The 22,229-nt window shown below is 65.8% G+C and carries 27 protein-coding genes; 17 read left to right on the top strand and 10 right to left on the bottom strand.

Translation table 11 applies throughout. The features are described 5' to 3' along the window. Positions 1 to 554: 554 nt before the first annotated feature. Positions 555 to 1,883 carry a hypothetical protein gene (locus CSW63_RS14490; RefSeq protein WP_210408489.1) on the bottom strand — a complete coding sequence of 443 codons (1,329 nt, stop codon included), beginning with the start codon at positions 1,881 to 1,883 and terminating at the stop codon, positions 555 to 557. A gap of 77 nt (positions 1,884 to 1,960) precedes the next feature. Then, the gene (locus CSW63_RS14485; RefSeq protein ID WP_099503355.1) at positions 1,961 to 3,385 is read right to left on the bottom strand and encodes an SMEK domain-containing protein; all 1,425 of its coding nucleotides are present in this window, start codon (positions 3,383 to 3,385) and stop codon (positions 1,961 to 1,963) included. A 372-nt stretch (positions 3,386 to 3,757) separates the two neighbouring features. Between CSW63_RS14485 and CSW63_RS14480 the strand changes: the two genes are divergently transcribed. From CSW63_RS14480 to CSW63_RS14420, 13 genes are all read left to right on the top strand, one after another. Continuing rightward, on the top strand, positions 3,758 to 4,126 hold the full coding sequence (locus CSW63_RS14480) for an MmcQ/YjbR family DNA-binding protein (protein WP_062093607.1): 369 nt from the start codon (positions 3,758 to 3,760) through the stop codon (positions 4,124 to 4,126). A gap of 170 nt (positions 4,127 to 4,296) precedes the next feature. Further along, positions 4,297 to 5,205, top strand: coding sequence for a P-type conjugative transfer ATPase TrbB (trbB, locus tag CSW63_RS14475; protein WP_062093663.1), 909 nt, complete (start codon positions 4,297 to 4,299; stop codon positions 5,203 to 5,205). A gap of 144 nt (positions 5,206 to 5,349) precedes the next feature. Continuing rightward, complete coding sequence (locus CSW63_RS14470) at positions 5,350 to 5,640, top strand: TrbC/VirB2 family protein (protein ID WP_062093664.1); 291 nt, start codon at positions 5,350 to 5,352, stop codon at positions 5,638 to 5,640. Next, entirely contained in the window at positions 5,640 to 5,906 is a 267-nt protein-coding gene (locus tag CSW63_RS14465; protein WP_062093608.1) for a VirB3 family type IV secretion system protein, read from the top strand. The genes CSW63_RS14470 and CSW63_RS14465 overlap by 1 nt, the downstream gene beginning before the upstream one ends. 2 nt (positions 5,907 to 5,908) lie before the next feature. Continuing rightward, entirely contained in the window at positions 5,909 to 8,353 is a 2,445-nt protein-coding gene (gene trbE, locus CSW63_RS14460; protein WP_062093609.1) for a conjugal transfer protein TrbE, read from the top strand. Further along, positions 8,350 to 9,066 carry a P-type conjugative transfer protein TrbJ gene (gene trbJ, locus CSW63_RS14455; RefSeq protein ID WP_066683924.1) on the top strand — a complete coding sequence of 239 codons (717 nt, stop codon included), beginning with the start codon at positions 8,350 to 8,352 and terminating at the stop codon, positions 9,064 to 9,066. The genes trbE and trbJ overlap by 4 nt, the downstream gene beginning before the upstream one ends. Beyond that, positions 9,063 to 9,290: a putative entry exclusion protein TrbK-alt gene (gene trbK-alt / locus CSW63_RS14450; RefSeq protein ID WP_082749312.1), complete on the top strand. Its 228-nt coding sequence runs from the start codon at positions 9,063 to 9,065 to the stop codon at positions 9,288 to 9,290. The genes trbJ and trbK-alt overlap by 4 nt, the downstream gene beginning before the upstream one ends. Beyond that, positions 9,287 to 10,576, top strand: a complete 1,290-nt coding sequence (gene trbL / locus CSW63_RS14445) for a P-type conjugative transfer protein TrbL (protein ID WP_062093611.1) — start codon at positions 9,287 to 9,289, stop codon at positions 10,574 to 10,576. Before trbK-alt ends, trbL begins: the two co-directional genes overlap by 4 nt. Beyond that, a complete protein-coding gene (gene trbF, locus CSW63_RS14440; protein ID WP_062093612.1) occupies positions 10,573 to 11,259 on the top strand; it encodes a conjugal transfer protein TrbF in 687 nt (228 codons plus the stop codon). Before trbL ends, trbF begins: the two co-directional genes overlap by 4 nt. Further along, positions 11,256 to 12,035 carry a P-type conjugative transfer protein TrbG gene (trbG, locus tag CSW63_RS14435; protein ID WP_062093613.1) on the top strand — a complete coding sequence of 260 codons (780 nt, stop codon included), beginning with the start codon at positions 11,256 to 11,258 and terminating at the stop codon, positions 12,033 to 12,035. Before trbF ends, trbG begins: the two co-directional genes overlap by 4 nt. Next, the gene (locus tag CSW63_RS14430; protein ID WP_062093614.1) at positions 12,032 to 13,183 is read left to right on the top strand and encodes a TrbI/VirB10 family protein; all 1,152 of its coding nucleotides are present in this window, start codon (positions 12,032 to 12,034) and stop codon (positions 13,181 to 13,183) included. The genes trbG and CSW63_RS14430 overlap by 4 nt, the downstream gene beginning before the upstream one ends. Beyond that, a complete protein-coding gene (locus CSW63_RS14425; RefSeq protein WP_062093615.1) occupies positions 13,180 to 13,404 on the top strand; it encodes a DUF2274 domain-containing protein in 225 nt (74 codons plus the stop codon). Before CSW63_RS14430 ends, CSW63_RS14425 begins: the two co-directional genes overlap by 4 nt. Positions 13,405 to 13,654: 250 nt before the next feature. Beyond that, on the top strand, positions 13,655 to 14,596 hold the full coding sequence (locus CSW63_RS14420) for a hypothetical protein (RefSeq protein ID WP_062093616.1): 942 nt from the start codon (positions 13,655 to 13,657) through the stop codon (positions 14,594 to 14,596). Positions 14,597 to 14,658: 62 nt separating this feature from the next. Here the strand turns inward: CSW63_RS14420 and CSW63_RS14415 are convergent, their stop codons facing one another. Then, positions 14,659 to 15,525, bottom strand: coding sequence for a hypothetical protein (locus tag CSW63_RS14415; protein WP_127846982.1), 867 nt, complete (start codon positions 15,523 to 15,525; stop codon positions 14,659 to 14,661). A 31-nt stretch (positions 15,526 to 15,556) separates the two neighbouring features. Next, a complete protein-coding gene (locus CSW63_RS14410) occupies positions 15,557 to 16,591 on the bottom strand; it encodes a hypothetical protein (RefSeq protein WP_062093618.1) in 1,035 nt (344 codons plus the stop codon). Between the two features lie 317 nt (positions 16,592 to 16,908). Between CSW63_RS14410 and CSW63_RS14400 the strand changes: the two genes are divergently transcribed. Both CSW63_RS14400 and CSW63_RS14395 read left to right on the top strand, forming a co-directional pair. Further along, entirely contained in the window at positions 16,909 to 17,550 is a 642-nt protein-coding gene (locus CSW63_RS14400) for a hypothetical protein (protein WP_062093619.1), read from the top strand. A gap of 243 nt (positions 17,551 to 17,793) precedes the next feature. Further along, positions 17,794 to 18,324 (top strand): antirestriction protein ArdA, encoded by a 531-nt coding sequence (locus tag CSW63_RS14395; protein ID WP_062093620.1) that lies wholly within the window; start codon positions 17,794 to 17,796, stop codon positions 18,322 to 18,324. Here the strand turns inward: CSW63_RS14395 and CSW63_RS24005 are convergent. Genes CSW63_RS24005 through CSW63_RS14385 form a run of 3 tightly spaced genes read right to left on the bottom strand, consistent with a single transcriptional unit; the run spans position 18,321 to position 19,575 of the window. Next, positions 18,321 to 18,446, bottom strand: coding sequence for a hypothetical protein (locus tag CSW63_RS24005; protein ID WP_255357051.1), 126 nt, complete (start codon positions 18,444 to 18,446; stop codon positions 18,321 to 18,323). The genes CSW63_RS14395 and CSW63_RS24005 overlap by 4 nt on opposite strands. 32 nt (positions 18,447 to 18,478) lie before the next feature. After that, positions 18,479 to 18,805: a hypothetical protein gene (locus CSW63_RS14390; protein ID WP_168193664.1), complete on the bottom strand. Its 327-nt coding sequence runs from the start codon at positions 18,803 to 18,805 to the stop codon at positions 18,479 to 18,481. Beyond that, complete coding sequence (locus CSW63_RS14385; RefSeq protein ID WP_062093621.1) at positions 18,802 to 19,575, bottom strand: exodeoxyribonuclease III; 774 nt, start codon at positions 19,573 to 19,575, stop codon at positions 18,802 to 18,804. The genes CSW63_RS14390 and CSW63_RS14385 overlap by 4 nt, the downstream gene beginning before the upstream one ends. 100 nt (positions 19,576 to 19,675) lie before the next feature. Between CSW63_RS14385 and CSW63_RS14380 the strand changes: the two genes are divergently transcribed. Beyond that, positions 19,676 to 19,858, top strand: coding sequence for a hypothetical protein (locus tag CSW63_RS14380; protein WP_062093622.1), 183 nt, complete (start codon positions 19,676 to 19,678; stop codon positions 19,856 to 19,858). Here the strand turns inward: CSW63_RS14380 and CSW63_RS14375 are convergent. Both CSW63_RS14375 and CSW63_RS14370 read right to left on the bottom strand, forming a co-directional pair. Then, on the bottom strand, positions 19,855 to 20,739 hold the full coding sequence (locus CSW63_RS14375; protein ID WP_062093623.1) for a Ku protein: 885 nt from the start codon (positions 20,737 to 20,739) through the stop codon (positions 19,855 to 19,857). The genes CSW63_RS14380 and CSW63_RS14375 overlap by 4 nt on opposite strands. Positions 20,740 to 20,826: 87 nt before the next feature. After that, positions 20,827 to 21,057, bottom strand: coding sequence for a DUF5961 family protein (locus CSW63_RS14370; RefSeq protein WP_062093624.1), 231 nt, complete (start codon positions 21,055 to 21,057; stop codon positions 20,827 to 20,829). A gap of 212 nt (positions 21,058 to 21,269) precedes the next feature. Here CSW63_RS14370 and CSW63_RS14365 point away from each other — a divergent pair, with 212 nt between their 5' ends. Then, on the top strand, positions 21,270 to 21,647 hold the full coding sequence (locus CSW63_RS14365; RefSeq protein ID WP_062093625.1) for a hypothetical protein: 378 nt from the start codon (positions 21,270 to 21,272) through the stop codon (positions 21,645 to 21,647). Here the strand turns inward: CSW63_RS14365 and CSW63_RS14360 are convergent. Beyond that, a complete protein-coding gene (locus CSW63_RS14360) occupies positions 21,644 to 22,228 on the bottom strand; it encodes an alpha-ketoglutarate-dependent dioxygenase AlkB (RefSeq protein ID WP_062093626.1) in 585 nt (194 codons plus the stop codon). The genes CSW63_RS14365 and CSW63_RS14360 overlap by 4 nt on opposite strands. Position 22,229 lies beyond the last annotated feature (1 nt).

The following is a 22,229-nucleotide window of genomic DNA, read 5'->3' as shown; positions in this document are numbered from 1 at the left end:
CTGTTGCTTGGCTCTAATTGCGTCGATCCGCTTCCAGTTTCGATCCAACTCGCGGTCGCCAGCTTCGTCCATATTCAACCCGGTCGCGCTACATAGGCTGGCTAGCGTGACCAACACGCCACCGACCTCTTGGTCCGGTTGTCCTTGAGGGCGGCCAAAAACGTACTCGACCAGAGCGATGGCATCGCCCCGCGTACACCCATTTGCCTGAGCTAACTCCAACGCCTCCTCGAGGAAGCGATGTGTTCTCTCGCTGCTGTCAGACCGGACCGATGGAGGGAAGCATGCCTCAAGCCATTTCTCGACGCGCTCCTGGAAGCTTGTCACGACGCGGTCGGGCGCTTGCTCCTCGTTTTTCATCCCTCGCCGAGTCCCAGCTACTACCATTCTGATTCAGCTTAAGCTTAATCGGATGGCGCGCAACATTTCCGGGAGCCGACTGGCCAACAGCATGCAGGGTAGAGTTTGGGCTTGTTGATTTTGCGTCAACCGTGGTCGCCGCTAAAGCGCATAGTTAGCTCTGAAAATCGGCCGACAATCGCTGCCTCACCCAGCTACATGTAGTAGCTGTAGCTGACCTGCGGCTTCTCCGTCGCGCTGACGTACTTCATGATGTCCCCGATCTTTCGGGCGCACTCCAGGGTGATAGGGAGGCGGCCATCGAGTTGGGTGTTGTTCCAGTTCATCTTGGTGAGGCCCAGGATCTCCTCGCACAGCGCTTCGAGCGAGGAGTCCTGCTCATATGCGGTAATCCGCAGCGGGTTTGGCACGTACATTCCTGGATAGGTCTTGTAGAAATCGACCATGCCGCGGGTGTACAGCACGCCCTCCGACTCAGAGACCGAAAGCAGCGTCCCGCGCTTGGGCGGATAGTCCTTGTCGCCGAACAACCGGATGTCGGTGTCGGTAATGGACACGAAGTCTTTGGACCGGATGCCCTTCTCGTCCAGCGCCCGCAGGAAGCCGGCCCGCTCGCTGTCGCGGAAATGGCTCGATTTGTGAATCACGATGCGGGCGGGCATGTGCTCAAGGGCCCGGTCGTATTCGTCGAGCGCATCGCGCAGCAACTCGTAGGCCTGATCTTCGCTGAGGTAAGGGTGGCGGTTCTTCTTGTCGATCGACACCGGCGTACCGCGCAGGATGATCCCGTGCCCGAACTCGTCGAAGACTTGGGCCAAGCTCGAGGAGACAGTCTCGCCGTCCCGGCTCTTGTAGAAGCCGACGCCAATGTAGCAGGAGCGGAGCTTGGCATTGTCCTCGACCAGACGCCAAGGGATTGTGCGGTTACCCTTGTAGTAGAGCGCTGTGCAGAAGTTCCATGCGCGCGTGGCCGGATCCTGCTGGTCGCTGGCCTGTTTGCTGGTGGTAATGGTTCGCTCCCGCACCAGCTGAAGCGGCGTGCCCAAGTGCATGCATTTGGCTTTCAGAATGCGTCTGAAATTGTGCTCGATCTCGTTGTCTTCTGGCGTGTCGCCACTTGCCGCTGCTGTCACTGAGTCGAACATCTCGTTCGGGACCACGCAGACGATGACATCCACCGAGCGGTTTTCGGCCAGGAAGCGGATCTGCTCGTAGTAGAGCTCGACAGCCCTGGTCACCCGCTCGGCCCGCGAGGAGAGTTTCACGACACCGGTGATGTCGGACTTCTTGATCGTGCGTGTGTACTGGGGCGAGTTGATCAACCGGGTTAGGAAACCGTAGTCGAGGTTGATGCCGCCAAAGCCTCTGAAGAGGTTGAGAAGCTTGGACTCAGTCTTGCGCTCGATCCCGTCGCGGCACTTTTCCAACCACTCGTCGAGCAGGTCGATGCCTTCCCCACGGCCGACGATGCCGATCCGAAGTTCGGTGCGTCGCAGCTCGTCGCGCTTGTCGTAGACGCCCATGTGCTCGATCCCGGTCCGAGGGCAAATGTGCGTGCCTGTGCCGAACTCCAGCAGGGGCTCGGGGAGCATTGAGAGCTTCAAGCGGCGGCTCCTTCCATCGACGGATCAATCGTCACGTCGTCCCCGTCCTCGTCGGCATCGTCGGTCTCTTGGACGTTGAACTCGACTAGCGAGAGAAAGCGCAGGCCCTCGACGTCCTCGCGCTCTTCCAGCTTGGACAGGAAGAAGGCCACGAACCGGACCATGTTCTTGACGGTGGAGTTGTGCTCCAGGCGCTTCTGCTGGGACAGTAACTGGTCGTGCCAGTTGGACTGTTTGTGGCCGTTCCAGGAGTAGTACCAACTGGGAACGATCTGAACGAACCACTGGTCGGCAAGCTTGGTGAAGGCCAGCTCGAAGGACAAATGCTGATGGTGCGCTACCTTCGACGGGTCCTTCTTATTGTACTTGATTTCATAAACTCGACGCGCGGCGGCCTTCTTGCCGATCCAGGTCTCCTTGCGCTCCTGCTGACCCTCGGCTGTCGGCGTGAAGAAGAAGAAACCGTCCTTCGGGTGCATCCGGACGTGGCGCGTCTTAAGCCGCTCGCGGGTCTCGGCCGCTAGAAGCTGCTTGAGGATGTTGATGTTGTCGATTTCCAGGGAGTCGGCGAGGTCTGAGGCCTCCAGCCGCTCGATCGTACCTACCTGGACTATGCTGGCCAGCCCAGTCGCCTCAAGGTCGTGGAAGGAAAACAGTTTGTTCTCATGGCAAATCCAGGCGTCGGTCTCCACGCCGTTCAGGAGCAGCGCCATCTTGACGATCGACCTGCGGCTACGTGCCTTGCCGCCGTAGCTAAGCTCCGTCCTGGCACGCGATAAAACATCCTTGTCGTCGATCTCCAGCTCCGCGACGTGGACAGCTTCGGGCAGGCGGATCGCTTGCAGGTTTGAGGTGATCGCCATGGGGGCGGCGACCGTCTCGGTGCTGTAGCTGATGAATGCGTCGACCTCGCCGAGGATATGCTTGAACTCGGCCAGGACCCGCTCCTGGGCAGCCAGCCGTAGGCCGGAGACCTCGCCCAGCAGATCGGTCAAATCGATAATGTGCTTCTTGCAGTTGAACGCGAGCTTGTCGCCAAGCAGCTCGTTAACCGAGGCCTGGCTGTAAGAGGACTGCTTCCTGGCCAGCATCAGGACGTACAATTCGTCGAAGGTGTTGTAGTAGGCTCGCTCCATGAACTGACGGACGGTGAACTTCACCTTCTCGAGAGTTGTGGTCGAGGTTAGCTGGAAGGCGACGCGATCATGGTCGTCACCCAGGTCGATCCCCGGGAAATTCTTCTGCTTGCGGTTTAGGTTGACCAGGTGCGGCAGGTTGTAGACGGATTTCAGGATCGGAATGAAAGCGTCTTCTAGAGCCAGATTGATGTCTGTGCGCCCTTGGGCCGTCGCCAGCTCCACTTGGAGCATGATGCGACTGACCACGTCACGAAGCTGGTTTTCGATTTCGAGTTGCCTCACCCCGCGCCCCTCTGCAAACGGAGATCTCTGTGATGGGAACGCACGGGGAACATTTCAAGAGGGGCAAGGTCGAAAGCCCCAAGTAGTTCTAAGCTGCCCACAGCCCACTATCCTCTCTGACGCACCCGCACTCCCCAGGGAGCTTTGCAGTTGGCTGCGTCAAAATCGGTCGCCATGAAAGTGGATGTCGAAGCGACCTAGTCGGGCGTGCCGGAGTAAGGTGGCGGCGCTGTTCAGGTGTCTATGGAATGTCGCGTTCCTGGACCTGTCCCAATGTCTGGTGATGGCGCACGACCGGCTTTGACTTTGGACGGCTCGACTTTGTGTCCAGGCGGCGACTCGGATTTTGATCGTCGCCGCGACGAGGATCCGATGAACCCTGACGAATTTTCAGCGCTGGCGGTGGGCCTTGGTCCGAGTGTCCACGTCAAGCCGATCCTCGAAGCGGTTCAGTTTCGCGTTGGTGGCAAGGCGTTCGCGACCTTGGGCTGGCCGGCGACGGGCTGGGCTGTTGTGAAGGTGGCTCCGTCGCGCCAGGTCTGGGCGTTGTCGTTGAGTGCTGGCTTGGCGCCCGAGCCAGGCCGTCGTCGCAAGTCCGGGATCGTTCTGATGCAGCTGGCGGCGATCGACGAGGCGGTGGCGGTCGACCTTTTGGCGGATGCCTGGTCTTTCGCACACCGCAGCATCGCGCCGCGAGCGCGAGGGACGGCGGCTTCTACTGGGCGAGCGCTCTCGGCCTAGGTCGACTGGACCAACGCCGCCGTTTCCCTGTCTTTGTACGCCACTGTCCGATCCGCCGATTTGGCTGTTGAGATCGACGGATTCCAGGTCTTCTTACTCATCCCCGTAAGCAACGGGGATCAGCCGTGGACCTTTCCGAAACTCAAGTTGGACGCGAACGCAGCCGCCAGATGCTGCGCACCGCGCTCGGACCGCTGCTCCTGGCGCGGCTCGAAGACCCCGGTGTCGCCGAGGTCATGCTCAACCCCGATGGGCGTGTGTGGATCGACCGGTTCGATGCGGGCCTGGTCGATGCCGGCCTATCGGTTTCGGCCGATGACGCCGAACGGATCCTGCGGCTGGTCGCTCATCATGTGGCCGCCGAGATCCATGCGCAGCAGCCGCGGCTGTCGGCCGAGCTCCCCGCCACGGGTGAGCGCTTCGAGGGCTTGATGCCGCCGCTGGCGGCCGCCCCGACCTTCTCCATTCGCAAACCCGCCAGCTTGGTTTTCCGGCTCGACGACTACGTCCGCAGCGAGATCATGACCGAGCGGGAAGCCCAGGTGCTGACCGCCGCGGTCGCAGACCGGGCCAACATCCTGGTGGCCGGGCCGACATCGAGCGGCAAGACCACGCTGGTCAATGCGCTCCTGGCCGAGATCGCCATGGGCGGCGACCGGGTCATCCTGCTTGAGGATCTGCGCGAATTGCAGTGCGCGGCCATCAATCAGGTGGCCCTGCGCACCCGCGAGGGCGTAGCCAGCCTCACCGACCTTGTCCGATCGTCCCTGCGTTTGCGGCCCGATCGCATCATCATCGGTGAGGTGCGCGGACCCGAAGCCCTCGATCTGATCAAGGCCTGGGGAACGGGGCACCCCGGCGGTGTGGGAACCCTTCACGCCGGCTCGGCTCTGGGCGCGCTGCTGCGGCTGGAGCAACTGATCCAGGAAGCGGTGGTCACCGTGCCGCGCGGCCTGATCGCCGAAACCATCGATGTCATCGCCGTGCTCGCCGGACGTGGGCGACAGCGACGCTTGATCGACCTTGTCCGCCTGGAGGGCCAGGCGCCCGACGGCGCCTACCAGCTCAGCCCCGTCTGAGACCCTAAGCCCCCAAACCCCGACATTGTTGAAGGAGATGGTCTCGTGTCCACGAGCCTTGCCCTGCCGCGCGCCTATGCGCCCGGCCTGCTGACCCGCGCGCGTCGCTTTCGTGACCGGCTTCCCAAGCTCAAGCCCTGGCTCATCGCGGGCCAGGCCGGCGGTCTGACCCTGCTCAGCGCCCAGGCCCAAGCGGCCGGCTCGGGCATGCCCTGGGAAGAGCCGCTGCAGCAGATCCTGGAGTCGGTCGAAGGGCCGGTCGCCAAGATCATCGCTGTCATCATCATCATCGTCACGGGCCTGACCCTGGCGTTCGGCGAGACCTCGGGCGGCTCGCGCAAGCTGATCCAGATCGTCTTCGGTCTCTCGATCGCCTTCGCCGCCAGCTCCTTCTTCCTGTCGTTCTTCTCGTTCGGCGGCGGGGCGCTGGTCTGATGGCCGGCGATCGCGCCCTGGGCTTCGCAGCCCCCGTCCATCGGGCCCTGACCGAACCGATGCTCCTGGCCGGCGCCCCGCGCGCGATCGCCCTGGTCAACGGCACCCTGGCCGCGGCCCTGGGCCTTGGCCTGCGCCTGTGGATCGTGGGGCTGCTGGTTTGGATGGTCGGCCATGGGCTGGCCGTCTGGGCCGCGCGCCACGACCCCCAGATCTTCGATGTCGGCCGCCGCCACGTGCGCCTGCCTTCGCATCTGGAGGTCTGAGCGTGCTCGACCTTCGCGAATACCGCCAGCGGCCGGCGCTTTTGGCCGACTACCTGCCGTGGGTGGCCCTGGTCGCGCCCGGCGTGGTGCTCAACAAGGATGGCGGTTTCCAACGCACTGCCGAGTTTCGGGGACCTGACCTCGATAGCTCGACGGACGCGGAGGTCGCCGCCGTCGCCGCGAGGCTCAACGGCGCGCTGCGGCGGCTGGGGTCGGGCTGGGCGATTTTCGTCGAAGCGCGGCGTGATCCGTCGGCGGCCTATCCGACAAGCGCCTTCCCCGATCCGGTCTCGGCCTTGGTCGAAGAGGAGCGGCGGGCCGATTTCCTGGAGAGCGGCGACCACTTCGAGAGCCGCTATTTCCTGACCCTCAGTTATCTGCCGCCGGCCGAGCAGCGCGGCCGGATTGAAAGGCTCTTCGTCGAGGGCCGCAACAGCGCCGACATCGACTGGCGCGCCGAGCTGGCCGCGTTCGTCGACCGCACCGACCGCTTCCTGGCGCTGCTCGACGGCCTGATGCCCAGCCTGGCCTGGCTGGACGACGCCGCGACGCTGAGCGTCCTGCACGGCGCGGTCTCCACGATGCGTCAGCGCGTGGCCGTCCCCGACACGCCGATCTACCTGGATACCCTTCTGGCCACGCAAGGCCTGGCCGGCGGTCTCGAGCCGCGCCTGGGCGCGGCGCACCTGCGGGTCCTGACCGTTGTCGGGTTTCCGCCCGCCACCACGCCAGGTCTTCTCGACGACCTCAACCGGCTGGCCTTCGCCTATCGCTGGTCGACGCGGGCGCTATGCCTGGACAAGACCGCCGCTACAGGCCTGCTGACCAAGATCCGCCGGCAGTGGTTCGCCAAGCGCAAGTCGGTCCTAGTCCTCCTGCGCGAGGCGCTGACCCAGGAGCCGTCGGCGCTCGTCGACAATGATGCGGCCAACAAGGCCAGCGAAGCTGACCTCGCGCTTCAAGATCTCGGCGGCGACGCTGTCGGCTACGCCTATGTCACCGCCAGCATCGTGGTGTGGGATGAGGACCCCGCTCGCGCCGACGCCAAGCTCGCCCTCGTCGAGAAGGTCGTCCAGGGCCGAGAGCTCACGGTTATCCGCGAGAGCGTCAACGCTGTCGAAGCCTGGCTCGGCACACTACCCGGTCATGTCTACGCCAATGTGCGTCAGCCGCCCCTTTCGACGCTGAACCTGGCCCACCTGGCCCCGCTGTCGGCGGTCTGGGCCGGACCGGACCGCAACCGCCACCTCGACGGACCGCCGCTGCTGATCGCCCGCACGGCGGGCTCGACGCCATTCCGGCTCAGTCTGCATGTCGACGATGTGGGTCACACCCTGGTGGTGGGGCCCACGGGCGCTGGCAAGAGCGTCCTCCTGGCGATGCTGGCTCTGTCGTTCCGCCGCTATCCCGGCGCCCAGGTCTTCGCCTTCGATTTCGGCGCGTCCAGTCGCGCTGCCGTGCTGGGCATGGGCGGGGACTTCCATGATCTGTCGGGCGAGGGCGGCAAGACGCCGACCCTGCAGCCGCTGGCGATGATCGATCAGCCCGAGGAGCGTGCGTGGGCCGCCGAGTGGTTGGCGGCGATCCTGGCCCGCGAGGGCGTGATCATCACCCCGGCCGTCCGCGAGCACCTCTGGGCGGCGCTGGGAAGTTTGGCCGGAGCGCCGGTCCCTGAGCGCACCCTGACGGGCCTGGTTGCGCTACTGGCCAGTCCGCCGCTGAAGGCGGCCCTGGCGCCGTTCATTCTGGGCGGTCCCCATGGCCGGCTTCTGGACGGGGCGGGAGAGCGGTTGGGGGAGGGCGATGTCCAGGTCTTCGAGACCGAGGGCCTCGCGCGCATCGCCGCAGCCCCGGCGGTGCTGGCCTATCTCTTCCATCGCATCGGGCGTCGCCTCGATGGTCGGCCGACGTTGATCCTGATCGACGAGGGCTGGCTGGCGCTCGATGACCCCGCGTTCGGCGCCCAGCTGCGCGAATGGCTCAAGACCCTGCGCAAGAAGAACGCGTCGGTCGTGTTCGCCACCCAGTCGCTGGCCGACGTAACCGCCAGCGCCATCGCCGCGGCGATCATCGAAAGCTGCCCGACCCGGATCTTCCTGCCCAATCCACGCGCCCTGGAGCCGCAAGGGGCCGCGGCCTATGCGCGCTTTGGGCTCAACGCGCGGCAGATCGAGATCCTGGCCCGCGCCACGCCGGCCCGCGACTACTACCTGCAATCGCGGGTCGGCGACCGCCTGTTCGATCTGGGCCTTGGCCCCGTGGCCCTGGCGTTCTGCGCGGCCTCGTCGAAGGCCGACCAAGCCGCGATCGGAAAGACGCTCAAGAGCCACGGCAAGCGCGGCTTCGCCGCCGCTTGGCTGCGCGCCAAGCGCCTGTCCTGGGCCGCCACCCTCCTGCCGGGCGGGTCGTCCGCCCCGGCGTCCGCCTCTCCGGAGACATCGTCATGAACGTCACGCGTCGCCGCCTGACGGGCGTCGTGGTCGCGAGCCTGCTCGCCGCCACACCGGCCGTCCCTTCCATGGCCTGGGCCCAGTTCACGGTCTTCGACCCGACGAACTACGCCCAGAACGTTCTGCAGGCCGCCCGCGCTCTGCAGACCATCAACAACCAGATCAGCTCGCTGCAGAACGAGGCGCAGATGCTGATCGGGCAAGCCAAGAGCCTGGCCAGCCTGCCGTACTCGTCCCTGGCGGCGCTGCAGGCTCAGGTCGACCGCACCCGTGGTCTTTTAGCTGAGGCCCAGGGCCTGGCCTACGACGTCGCCCAGATCCGAGAGGCCTTCCGCACGCAGTATGGCGCGGTCGACCTGTCGGCGACGGATGCGGCCCTGACGCAGCGCGCCGATGCTCGCTGGGGCGCGGCGGTCGCCGGGTTCCAGGACGCCCTGAAGGTCCAGGCGGGCGTGGTCGGAGGGATCGGGGCCAGCCGCGACCAGCTGGCGGCGCTGGTGGGCCAGAGCCAGGGCGCGGTCGGTGGGCTGCAGGCAGCCCAGGCCGGAAATCAGCTCCTGGCGCTGCAAGCCCAGCAACTGACGGACCTGATCGCGCTCAGCGCCGCCCAAGGACGAGCCCAGGCCCTTGAAGCCGCCGATCGTGCCGCCGCCCGGGCCGACGCCAAGGCCCGCTTCTCCAAGTTCATGGGGAGCGCAGGCACGCCGTGACCAAAGCCCTCGTTTGGGGGACAGCACTCATCATCCTACTGGGCGCCGCTGTCTTGGCGGGCGGGGCGTCCCAGCCTTCATCGATCACGCAAGCGAGCGTGTCGCCACGTGACCCGGAGCTGGCGCGATGCCGGCGGCTCGGCGAGGCGGGCGGTCAAGACGCGGCCTGCGCGGCCGCGTGGGCCTTGGCCCGCAAGCGCTCCTTCGGCGGGGCCGCGTCATGAGCGACGTCGGCGTCATCGATCGCTTCTTCGACACCTTCAACCGCTACCTCGACTCTGGCTTTGGGCTGCTGGGCGGCGAGGTCGCGTTTCTGTCGACCACCCTGGTGGCCATCGACGTCACCTTGGCGGCGCTGTTCTGGGCCTGGGCCTCGAACGAGGACGTGCTGGCCCGACTGATCAAGAAGACCCTCTATGTCGGGTTCTTCGCCTTCTTGATCGGCAACTTCCAGACCCTCTCCCTGGTGGTGCTCAAGAGCTTCTCGGGCCTTGGCCTGAAAGCCTCTGGCGCCGGGATTTCGGCCGAAGACTTCCTACGGCCAGGGCGGCTAGCGGCGCTGGGCGTCTCGTCCTGCAAGCCGCTCCTGGAGGCGGCCGCCGAGCTGGGCGGCTTTCCGGGCTTCTTCGAAAACATCGTCCAGATCGTCGTCCTGCTTCTGGTGGCGCTCTTCGTGATCGTCGCCTTCTTCATCATCGCCGTGCAGATCTTCGTGGTGCTGATCGAGTTCAAGCTCGTCACCCTGGCCGGCTTCGTTCTCGTTCCCTTCGGCCTCTTCGGACGCACCGCCTTCCTCGCCGAAAAGGTGCTCGGCAACGTCATCGCCAGCGGCGTCAAGGTCATGGTGCTGGCCATCGTCGTCGGCATCGGCTCCTCGCTCTTTTCGGAGTTCACGAACGCCGCCGGCGGCCAGCCGACCCTGGAAGAGGTCCTGGCCATGGCCCTGGCGGCCTTGACCCTGCTGGGCCTGTCGATCTTCGGACCGGGCGTCGCCTCGGGCCTGGTGTCGGGCGCGCCGCAACTTGGCGCCGGCGCGGCTGTCGGAACCGGCCTAGTCGTTGGCGGCATGGCCATGGCCGGCGCGGCCGCCGCCCAGATGGCCGCCAGCGGTGTCGCAAGCTCTGGAGCCGGCGCGGCGGCGGCAGCCGCGAGCGGCGGGCGACCGCCCCCGACCGGCTCCGCGCCCTCGGGGGGCGGGTCTCCCAATTCACCGCCTGGGGGCGGCGGCGCAGGCGCTGCCTCAACGGACGCCGCCTCGTCATCGCCCACCGGCGGCCCCAATGGCGGCAGTGCTGGCGGTGGCTCTGGCGGCCAGGGCGGCGGCGCGCGCCAAGCCCCGCCGAGTTCGCCCGGCCAACCCGACGACGGCTCCGAGCAACCCGCCTGGGCTCGGGATCTCGAGCATCGCCAGACCATGACCCATGGCGCGGCCATGGCCGTCCACGCCGCCGGCAGCGGCGACGACCACAGCGCCGGCGCGGCGCCCAGCCTTTCGGAGGATAGAACATGAGCCCCCTCAAGGGACCGGCCCGCTATGGCGCGACACCGACGCCGGAGACGGCCTATCAGCGCGCCGGCCAGGCGTGGGATCAACGGCTCGGCGCGGCCCGTGTCCAGGCGTTCAACTGGCGCCTGATGGCGCTCGGGTTGCTGGCGCTGAGCGGCGGCTTGTCGGCTGGCCTTGTCACGCTGTCGCTTCGGGGCGGCGTCACGCCCTGGGTCGTCCAGATCGACAAGCTGGGCGAGCCGCGCGTCGTCGCGCCCGCCGTGCAGGGCGCGCGTCCGACCGATGCGATGATCGCCTGGACCTTGGCGCGCTTCGTCACCGACGTGCGCACCGTCTCGACCGATCCGGTCCTGATGCGCCAGGCTTGGCTTCGCGCCTACGACTTCACGTCGACCGAAGGGGCCGCGGCGCTCTCCGATCACGCGCGGCGCGCAGACCCGTTCAGCCAGGTTGGCAAGACGCAGACGACGGTCACCGTGACCAGCGTGGTTCGCGCCTCGCCTGACAGTTTTCGCCTGGCCTGGACCGAGCAGCGCTTCGCCGACGGCCAACTGGTCGCCACCGACCGTTGGACCGCGATCCTGACCATCACCATCAAGCCGCCGCGCACCGCCGAAGGCCTTCGCGCCAATCCGCTGGGCGTCTTCGTCACTGCCCTGTCCTGGTCCAAGGAGTTCGGGGCATGACCCGCCTGGCGCCAATCGCGGGCTGGGCCTGCGTTCTCCTGTCTTCCCCCGCGTGGGCCGAGCCCGTCGAGAGCGACGCGCGCCTGGCCGCGCCGGCGGGCATGACCCGGTTCGCCTGGCGGGAAGGCCTCGTCTATCCGGTGATCGCCACGCCAGGCCGCATCACCGACATCGTCCTGGAACCGGGCGAGGCCTTGGTCGGATCGAATGCGATCGCGGCGGGCGACACCGCGCGCTGGGTGATCGGCGACACGACCAGCGGGGTCGGGTCTGAGCGTCGTGTCCATGTGCTGATCAAGCCGACCGCGACGGGCCTGGCCACCAACCTGCTGATCAACACCGACCGACGCACCTACCATCTGGAGCTTCGCGGCTCTGCACGGACGTGGCAGGCCGAGGTCTCGTGGCGCTATCCGGCGGCGGAGCCGGTCTTGATCGCGGCGCCGCCCGCGCGGCCGGCGCTCGACCTCTCGCGCGTGAACCGGAGCTACCGCATCGAGGGCGATCACCCGGTCTGGCGGCCTATCGCGGTCTTCGACGATGGCCAGCGCGCCTATGTCGAGTTCGGGCCCGGCGTCGCGCTGGACGACCTGCCGCCGCTCTATCGGGTCGGCGGCGACGGCAAGACCAGCGAACTGGTCAACTATCGCATCGAGGGGCGGCGCATCGTCCTGGATCGACTGTTCGACCGCGTGGAGTTGAGGCTCGGGATCAAACGACAAGCCCTTCGCGTGCGCATCGTTCGGCAGGCTGGTGCGACGGAGGGCTTGCGATGAGCAACGAGCGCTCCGAGGCCGAAGAGGCCATCGCCAAGACCCTCCGCCTGCGCGCAACGCCCGTCCCGGTGGCCCGCATCTCACGCCGGGCCCTGATCATCACCACCGCGATCGTTTCGATTGGCCTGTTCGGCGCGGTGAGCTGGTCGATGCTCCAACATCGGCGCGCAGCGCCGCCTGCGGCCGATACACCGGCGATCGCAACGCCTTCGGAGCGGGTAACCGCCTTGCCCAAGGGCTATATCGGTCCCGCCGGGGTCCCGGCCTTGGGACCGCCACTGCCGGGAGACCTCGGCCGTCCGATCCTAGCGGCCCAGCGCGCCGGAACCGTGGAGGGGGCAGGGCAAAGCTCGGTCGTCTCGGCCTCGTCAGTGCCGCCCGCTACCCCGCCGCCAGTTGATCCAGAGCGGGAGGCCAGGGCGGCGGTCCGCCGTGCGGCAGGTCAGAGCGCGCTCTTCGTAAGCGAGCGCGCCGAGCGGGGACCCGGCCAGGCGACAGCGTCGTCCGATGGGACGGCCCAGCCGCCCCAGGATCCGCGCACGACCAGTCCCGAACGTCTTCAGGCTCCGGCCTCTGCCTATGTGCTGCAGGCTGGCGCGGTGATCCCCGCGGCCTTGGTCACCGGGCTTCGATCCGACGCGCCTGGCGCCGCGATCGCGCAGGTCACCCAGGATGTCTATGACAGCCTCGGCGGCGGCTATCTGCTGATCCCGGCGGGCGCGCGTCTGGTCGGCGAGTACGAGGCCGAGGTCAAGGCAGGACAGAGCCGCCTGCGGGTGGGCTGGACGCGCCTGATCCTGCCGTCGGGACGCTCGATCGTGCTGGACAAGCTCCCGGCCGCCGATGCGCAAGGCATGGCCGGCCTTCAAGACGGCGTCGATCGCCACGGCGGGCGGATCCTGGCGGCGGCGGCTTTGAGCACCTTGCTGGCGATCGGCGCTGAAAGCGGATCGTCCAGCGACGAGTCCGACCTTGCCCGTGCTGTCCGAAGAGGAAGCGCGGATGCGGTAACCGACGTTGGCCGCCAGGTTGTTGGTCGCAGTCTCGATCGCGCACCCACCCTGACCATCCGGCCCGGTGCGCCTCTGCGCGTCCTGCTGACCAGGGATCTCGTGCTGGAGCCTTACAGCTCGGGAGCAGGCCGATGAGCAAGCTGAAGTTGCGCCCCCTTGAGGACGAGGCACCGGTCAAGATGACCCTAGATGTGCCGCCGGCGACCTATCGCAACCTGGTGGCTTACGCTCAGGCGCACGCCACCCAGACCGGCGGCAAGGTCGCTGAGCCCGTGCGGCTGGTCGTGCCGATGCTGGATCAGTTCATGGCCAGCGACCGGGCGTTTGTGAGGGGACGCAAGCCTCGGGAGGACTAACGAGGACTTCCATTCTGCAGATCGTCGTCGGGCCGACCCTAAGGCCGCGACGTCGGCGCTAGTGCGAGGCAAGGGTGGCCTTCGGCGTCGTTTGCTGTTAAGGATAAGGCATGGCGTACCCCGCCATGCCGTCCACAGTGGCGAAGCCTTCCGGGCAGGGGCCGACGACTAGAATGACCCTCTCACCCTTTCTGAGGTGCTGGCGGGCGTAGTGGACGCGTCATGAAACAGCACCGAGATTGGGTTTGTCATGACATTCGTTTTCCAGAATCGCGAGCGTGCGAAGAAGGCTGCGCAGCGCATTGCCAAGGCGCTTCCGGACGTCAAGCTGTCTGCCGTGCAGGAGGGCCTGGCCAGGGCCCTCGGCTACCAAGACTGGTTCGCGTTCGAGCAGAGTCCACCGGATCGATCGCCGAGCATCTTGGACCAGGATCTATCCGATCCCGAGTTCCTTGCGCGCGCAGATCACCAGATCGGCGCTCTCGCCAGCTACCTCGATATTCCCGATAGTGACGCGCAATACGCGCTATCTGCGGCGCGGCTCACTGGCGACCGAAACTGGTCACGTGAAGATCACATGATGCTGCGGCTTTCGGCTTGGCGGCGCGGCCCTTTGCTGGCGGCCAAGCCCAGGGGGCGAGGTGACCTCGTTCGCATCAAAGCGTCGGGGCGGCCTCGGGAATACGGCTACGTCCTGAGCCACGGTGAACGTGGCGCCAAGGTGCTGCTCGAGGACAGTATCCTCACCTGCGCAACCTTCGAGGTCGTTCGCCCCAAGGTTCGGCCCGCCGACTTCATCCCATCGCGCTATTGGCGGCCCTACGGTTACTGGACGCTAGAAGACGGCTCCAAGGTTCTGTTCAGCCGTGACTATTATCCACTCTGGCGCGTGGGTGGCGATAGGGTCGAGCGTCTGGGGCCGTGGCTATGGATCGGTCCGCGCAAAGGGCAGACCTACTTCTTCGATTTGTCCGGTGAGCCCAACTGGCTCCACCGAGGTGCAAGGTCGCTCTCAGAGGCCTTCCTGGAGGATCACGGTGTGCGCGGCTTGCCCATCCTGGCCGATGCGGTTCTGCAGTACTTCAACGAAGGCGTCGATAGGCCAGAGGAAGCTGTCAGGGCCGAGCACAAGCGTCGTGGTTCGCCGACCGATGCGCCCGCCTACGCGCGCCTCAACGCCATGCTCGCCTAAAGAACCCTCGCAAGATCGACCGGCGCGCCGGTCGATCTTGCGACTTCGGTAGCCATCGGCGTCTAGGCGCAGCTGGGGCAAGTCCGAACTTCGGTGCGACACGGCGCGTTGCCGTTGTAGGGATCCTTCAAGATGGCCGGGTGGTAGTGAGCGACGATCATCTCGGCCGGCACGGGTACACGCAGGTCGATGCCGAAGTCGATCTTCGGAATGAAGGTTGGCGCGTTGACCACAACACGAACCCACTCCTGAAGCAGCTTTTCGGCCAGTTCGTCCCTCAGGCCAGGCGATATCCAAGAGACCGGCAGATCGACCTCGATCATGGTCGGAATGCCGCGTCTTCGGAGTGTGTCGAAGGCGGAAGGACCAAGCGCACACGTCATCCACTCGCTGCCGTACAGCATGTAGTGGCCGATGTGGTCGAGTTGCACTTGGTCGTCGGCGCAGAGGAAGAGTTGGTCGGTATCGCGCTCTCGGGCATCGAAGGCCGCAAGGCGGCTCTCCAGCGACTTCTGCATCCAGGCGAGCTCCGCTGTCTCGGCGACGATGCGGCGGGCCTCGTCTTCGAGCACGGCGGGGTCGTTCAAGCGGATTCCCTCGCGATGAAATACCCCGGCGTCAGCGACGCGGCAGCCGTGGAAGGCGCGAAGCACTGCTCGGTTGATCACGGTGCTCAGCTGGTCGAGCACTACCTCAAGATCCTCTTTGAGATAGGGCGCGAGGATCTCGTCCAACCAATCGGTATCGTCCCAGCAAAGATCCTGTTCTGGGAGGGCCGACAAAGTTGCATAGCCGCCGTCGACAAAGTGCGGCTGGAGCCACTGCGTCAGCGTCGGATGCCAAGTCGTGCGATCCTTCCAATGCAGGAGTCGATCTCTCCACGGACAGGGCGAGGTGCGTTTGTGGGTAGCGGGCGAATCCGAGGTCATGTCGCCAGCCTAGACAAACGAGGGATCAAGCTTAAGGGCGCGCGGGGGCAGCGGTATCTGGCGGGCTATTGCGACCATTCTCTCCGGCGTCCTTCTGGCCAGGCACAACGGCGCGCATGAGGGACGTCATCGGATGGAACCCATCGATCTCCATCGTCAGCACGCCGTCTTCGCGGGCGATGACACATGTCGCGGGCAGGAAATCCGCAGGCAGCGGTACAGTCGCATTCGGATTCAAAAACAGGGTGACGCCCTGCCACCAGGTTTCCTCCGGCGCGCCGGGATCGCTCACGTCGAACTCGTATTCCCTCGGCTGCGGGTGATCGCCTTCCTCGGGCAGGAGGCACGTGCCCAAGCGCTTCGCAAAGATCGCTGTTCCAAACAGCGACGCCGAAGACAGTCGCCAGAACTTGGATACCGCAAAGCCATTGCAATAGGCGATCGCACTGATCGCGGCAGCGTCTGGGCGGGCGAAGAAACCCGCAGACCCTTTCGTGTCGCCAAATAGCATTGGGACGAGCGCGTCCGCCACGTAGAGGCTGGACCCTGCCTCGAAAGCCGGCTGAGTCATCAGCACAAGCGGTTTTCCCGCCATATGCGTCAGGGCGTCATAGCCGTGTCTCGCCTTTTTGATCAGGGCCGCGCGCATTCGGCGCGGGAAGAGGACGCTGCTGCGCTCCTGCATATCTGCGGGAGATCCGTCCTCCATGCGCAAGATGCTGATGTCGGCTTCGTTCCCGTCAGTGGGATTGGCGGTCATCGCTTCCACGGCGATCTCCAGACCTGCCTTGGAAGCCATGAAGTCTGGAGCGTCAAACGGTCGGCTTGGCGCTAGGCCGGCCGCTTCCAGATAAAGAAAGCACGCAATCTCGAATAGGCGGGCATGGAAGCCATAGCCCTGAAATTGCGAGACAAAGTGCCCGTTCGGGTCGCCCATCCGCGCGAAGGCGTCGCTGATCATCTCGCGCACCAAGGCGTGATGGTCCGACCTCAGCAATGCCGCGAAATTGGGGTGCAGCTTTGTGGGCGGCACGCATGGCGCAAAGAGATCGATACGCTGGGTCATGGTGTTCGCCCTTTGCGGTGACGGACTAGTGTTCGTCGGCCCCCAGCGACTCGATCCGCTCTGGTATCTGCAGGAGCTTCAGGGAGGGGCGCGGTGATAGCCTCCCGGATCGTCGGGAAGGTCTCAGCGGAGCTGAGCGCGACACCGTTAGAGACGGTGACGGTCGCCAGGAAGCTGTTGGCCTTCAGTGTGGCGGACAAGGTCACTTCGCTCATCGAGGGCTCATTGATGGGCTAGCGCGGCCGCCTATTGTGGCAAGTAGAATAGTGGCAAATTTTGAACCTGGACTGTCATCGCAGATATAGGCGAAACCGGCTGTGCTTTCCTCGATTCTCTTCGATACTCGGCTCACGGCTGCGGCTGCCGCGCTGATCGGAGCCTTGATTGGCGTGACGGGCACGTTGCTTGTCACTATCGTCAACGGCCTGTTCGCCCGCGACCGCCACCGGCATGAAAAAGTCTGGGAGCGTCGGCAGGAGGCCTGCAGCGAAATCATCGGAGCGCTTAGGGCCGCAAAACCCCTAGCGGAACGTATCTACGATGGGTTCGACGAGGACGTGCACGGCTACTATGCCAGCGATGCGCTCAAAACCGATCACGATCGATACTGGGTGCAGGTCGTAAAGGCGGATGAGGCCTTCAAGGCCAACTACCTGATCCTGCCAGCGCACTTTCGTGATCGCTACGAGCGCCTTCTTACCGCGCGACGTGCTTGGGACTACGACGCTGGGCCAGATGTCTATCTTGGCCCGATGGGGGAGGTCATATCCGCGACGCGTGATCTGATGGACCTTGCGCTTTCCTCTCTAGGGATCGTGCCCTGGAGCCATCGGCTCGCCATCTCGCTACGCCTGACGGGCGACAAACTCGGTCGGGCCTTCAGAGCGGTGGCGATGTGGCTACGGCGACGCTGGAAGCGCCTCTGGCGCAGGCGCGATCGAGACAGCCTCGATCCGTGATTCAAATCTAACACAGTTCTAGTCCTGCTGGGCCAACGGCTCATGCGCCGCAGATCGGGCGCTCCACTATTTTAGCTTGGGGCTCCGCCCCCGGCGCGCTTCGGATCGGCTTCCGCCCAGCTTCGGCCGGCCTATGGCCGTCCTGCAGCCGGGTCCCCGCGAAGCCGTCCCTCCGCTTGCACCCCCGGTCTCGCCGACGGGCAAGGGTTCGATGTCGAACCCCTGCCTTGAAGGATGAGGATCATGGGAAAAGCCGCTGATGATCTTGAGCCCCGTATCTATGTCGCGTGCCTGGCCGCCTACAATGGCGGCCGATTGCACGGCGCCTGGATCGATGTCGAGGACGACATCGAAGCGGTGTGGGTGGCGATCCGGGCGATGCTGGCGGCCTCGCCCGAGCCGATGGCCGAGGAGTTTGCGATCCATGACTATGAGGGCTTCGGCGGCGTAGAGATCGCCGAATATGCCAACATCGCCAGGGTCGTCGAAATCGCCGCCTTCCTGCGCGCGCGGGGTACGCTCGGCGCCCTGGTGCTGGCCGAGGTCGGAGGCGATCTCGATGCGGCCGCCGCAGCGCTCGACGACCAGTATCACGGGGTCTTCGCCAGTCTGGCCGATTGCTTTCAAGAGATGACCGAGGAGACCACGGCCATTCCGGAGACCCTGCGGCTCTACATCGACTATGAGGCCATGGCGCGCGACGCGCGGCTAAACGGCGAGTTGTTCACGGTCGAGACCGCCGCCGACCAAGTGCATGTTTTCTGGACGCGCTAGGTGCGCGGCAGAACCTGGACGAGGGCGAAGACCAAGCCCGCCGCCAGCAGGACCAAGGCGGCAAGGCCGGCCCAGCCGGCGGGGGTCAGCAGGCGGGCGGTTGGTCGGGAGCGAGCGGGCATGAGGCCATGGTACGGCGCCGCTCATGGCGGCGCTAGCTCGCGTTGAGGCCCGCCCACCAATCGGCATAGACGGTATTCTTGGCCATGTGCCGGTTGAGGTCTGGCGCTCCATCGTTCCACCACACCGGGCCGCGCTCGCCCAGCCCGACCTTGGCGGCGTCGACTTGAGCGCGAGCCTTGGCCAATTGATCTGGGTCCTCGGCCGCCAGCGCCGCCCTGACCGCGCGACGCGCATTCATCAGCGCGTTCACCAAGGTCTGGCGGTGCTCGGCCGAGAGGTGTGGATTGCTTCGTCGCCAGAGCCGCCCGCGCACGACGATGTAGCGGCCATCCGGCGTAATGGGCGCGGGGGGCTTCATCGGAGGAGCTCGATCCAGGCGGGCGCGTGGTCGCTCGCGCCGTCGAGCCCGCGCACCCATCGATCGACACCGGCGTCTTCGAGTTCGTCGGCGAGATCGGGCGACAGAAGCAGATGGTCGATGCGCAGGCCTTTGTCCTTGGGCCAGCGCTCCCGCAGATAGGACCAGTAGGTCCAGGGCGCGGCGTTCGGATGCACGGCGCGCAGGGCGTCGGTCCAGCCCTGATCGAGCAGGCGCTGGAAGGCAGCGCGGCTCTCGGGACGGAGCAGGGCGTCGCCGCCATAGGAGTGATTGGGATAGATGTCAGCTTCGGTCGGCACGACGTTGTAGTCGCCGGCCAGCACCACCGGCGCCCCGGAGTTCAGAAGGCTTTGGGCGTGGGATAGCAGGGCCTCGAACCAGGCGAGTTTGTAATCGAATTTAGGGCCGGGAACCGGATTGCCGTTCGGCAGGTAGAGGCAGCCGATCAGCACGCCTTCTACCGCCGCCTCGATGTAGCGGCTCTGGGATGGATCAGGATCGCCGGGCAGGGCGGTGCGCGTCAGGACCGGGGTCATCCCGCGCGCCAGGATCGCCACGCCGTTCCAGGTGCGCTGGCCCTTCCAGACCGCGCCGTAGCCCATCTGCTCAATGGCCTCGGCTGGAAACCGGCCCTGTTCGGCCTTGAGCTCCTGGAGACAGACGACGTCGGGCTGGGCGTCGTCCAGCCATTCGATCAGCGGGTCGAACCGGCTGAGGACGTTGTTGATGTTCAAGGTGGCGATGCGCACGCCAGGACAACCGTCACCGCCGGGACGTCGTTCCAAAGGCTAGGTGCGGAACAGTTTGGCTGGCCTGCGGATTCGTCTTTCGAAAGGGAGACTTACCGCCATGTCCAAACGTGAACTGATCGAGCCCACGCCCGGTGACAAGCGCTATGTGCGTCGCGACGACAAGGGCCACTTCTCCGAGGTGGTCGATGTCGGCAAATCGTCGGCCGCCGACCAGCGCCGCCACTCCAGCCATGACGCGGGACGCGGCCAGGGCGACAAGGGCGATCGCCAGAAGGCCTAGCCAGCCTTGCGGCGGGCCGGCGCCTTGGCGGGCGCCGGCGCCGTCGTCGCCTTCGATCGACCGCTGGCCTTGGCCGCCGCCTTGGGCGGCTTGGCCTTGGCGCCGGGCGCGCCGCCAAGGCTGGCCCGCAGCGCCGCCATCAGGTCCACGACATTGGTGTCGTCCGGCTCGGCGACCTTGGCCACCTTGTGGCCCTTGCGCTTGTCGGCGATCAGCGCCTTGAGCGCCTCCTCGTAGCGATCGGTAAACTGACTGGGGTCGAACGGGCCTTCCTGCTGCTGGATGATCTTTTCGGCGATTGAGATCATCGCCGCGTCCGGCGCCTTGTCGCTGATTGCCCCGAAAATTTCATCCTCGGCCCGGACCTCCGCATCGGTGCGCAGGGTATAGGCCAGGATGCCCTTGCCGCGCGGCTCCAGGGCTAGCAAGCGCTCGCGGGTCGACATGACCACCCGGCCCAAGGCGATCTGGCCTGAGCGCGCCATGGCCTCGCGGATGACGCTGAAGGCTTCCTGGGCCAGCTTGCCGTCGGGCGCGAGGTAATAGGGATTGTCCCAGTAGATGCGATCGATGTCGGCCTCGGGCACGAACCGCTCGATGTCGATGGTCTTGGTGCTCTCCAGTTTGACCGAGGCGATCTCATCATTGGTCAGCAGCACGTACTGGCCCTTCTCGAACTCGTAGCCCTTCACCAGTTTAGCGCGCTCGATCGGCCCGGTGTCGGGGTCGGTGGTGACCATCTTGATCCGGTTGTTGGTCTCCGGATTGATCAGGTTGAAATGGACCTCGCCGCCGGAGTTGGTCGCGGTGTAGAGCGCCACCGGACAGGTGACGAGCGAGAGGCGAAGGTGTCCCTGCCAAGTAGGGCGATAGCCGGCCATGGTCCTGTTTCCGTGAGGGCCGGCAGGATCGCCGGTCCGTGAAGACTCGACTCAACGGGGCTGGCGGTGATTCGTTCTGGCCGGCCTCTACTGGCAGGGCGCGGCCTCGCCGCTGTCCAGATCGATCCGGAAGCAGTGCTCCACGCCGCTCTCGGTCTCCCGCACGATCAGAGAGACCTCGTTGTCGGCGTCGACTGGCGGATGCCAGAGCTCGACAAAGGCCACCGCCGCGTCCTCGAAGCTGACGGCGTCGACCGCGTGCCCGTGGCTGGCGTCTTCGCCGCGCGCATGGACGCGATAGGTCTGGGTGTCGGGCATGGGAAATCTCCTGGCGCCAAGACAACGCTTCGCATGGCGAAAGGATTCTGCCGCATTGGCCGGTGTGAAACTTGGCCGGCCCGTCTGGCGCTAGAATACCGTCCGCCGCTTGAGTTTGGCGGGCGGGAAAGCCGGTCCGTCGTGTTCGCCCTCTAGCGCCCGCGGGCCGGCCAACCTCTCGAAAATTCACGGGGCGTTCCCATATCTGGGGCATGCACACGCGATCCACGGCGAAGGCCGCGCTCCTGCCGTTCGCCGAGGACCTGACGGTCGAAACGAGCGCGGAGATCCTCGATCTGGAGGGCGTCGCCGAGCGCCGCGAGCGCTTCCTGGCCCATGCCGCAGCCGCCAGCAAAGTCGTCACCTACGAGTTCGCCATTCCCGCCGAAGCCAAGGTCTCGGGTATTGGTCCGGATGGGGAGGTTCGCGACGCGCGCCCCCAGCTTGAACTGATAATCGCTCTGACCGGCGGCGCGCTGGCTAAGTTCCCGGGCGGCTTGACCGCACGCGTTCCAGTCGCGGCCGCCGCGCGCTTCGAAGACCTGGCCAAGGCCTTGATCGAGACGTTCCTCGTCAGCTGGCGCGTCTAGCGCCGCACGGTCCGAAACGTCACCGAATAGCGCAGGGCCTCGAGCGCGGGGATGCTGTGCTGCCAGTCGCTACGCGCCGGACCGGCCATCAGATAGGCCGAGCGTGGCGAGGCGATGATCGACGCGCGATCCCAGCGGTCGCCGGCCTTGCGCCTCAGGCGGAAATGACAGGGCGACAAGAGTGAAACCCCCGCGATCGCCACGGCCGGCGGCCGGTCGCGATGCCAGCCGATCCCCGCGCCCGGCGAATACTCGGTGACCAGGGCATGGCGGAAGCTGTCGCGCGCTAGGCCCGTGAAGGCCGCCACCTTGTCCAGCAACGGCAGGAGCAGGTCGGGGATGGGCTCGCCGGTTTCCACCATCCGGCCGCTCTCGTCCTGCCGCCAGCCAAAGCCGGCGATGCGGCGATTTCCGAAATAGCCCAGATGCTCATAGGCCTTGAACGGCAGGTCCTGGAAGCTAGCGACGAGCTCGCGTTCCTCGGCCGCGTCAATCAGCTCGGCCTTATAGCGAAAGCCTTCCGGCAAGGGCGTCTTGGGCGCGAGAGGAAGGTCGAAGAGCAAGGGTTGGGTGTCGATCATC

This window comes from Caulobacter sp. FWC26, assembly GCF_002742645.2.
Taxonomy (GTDB): domain Bacteria; phylum Pseudomonadota; class Alphaproteobacteria; order Caulobacterales; family Caulobacteraceae; genus Caulobacter.
The sequence above is the reverse complement of the archived record's forward strand: the minus strand, read 5'-3'. Positions and strand labels throughout refer to the sequence as shown.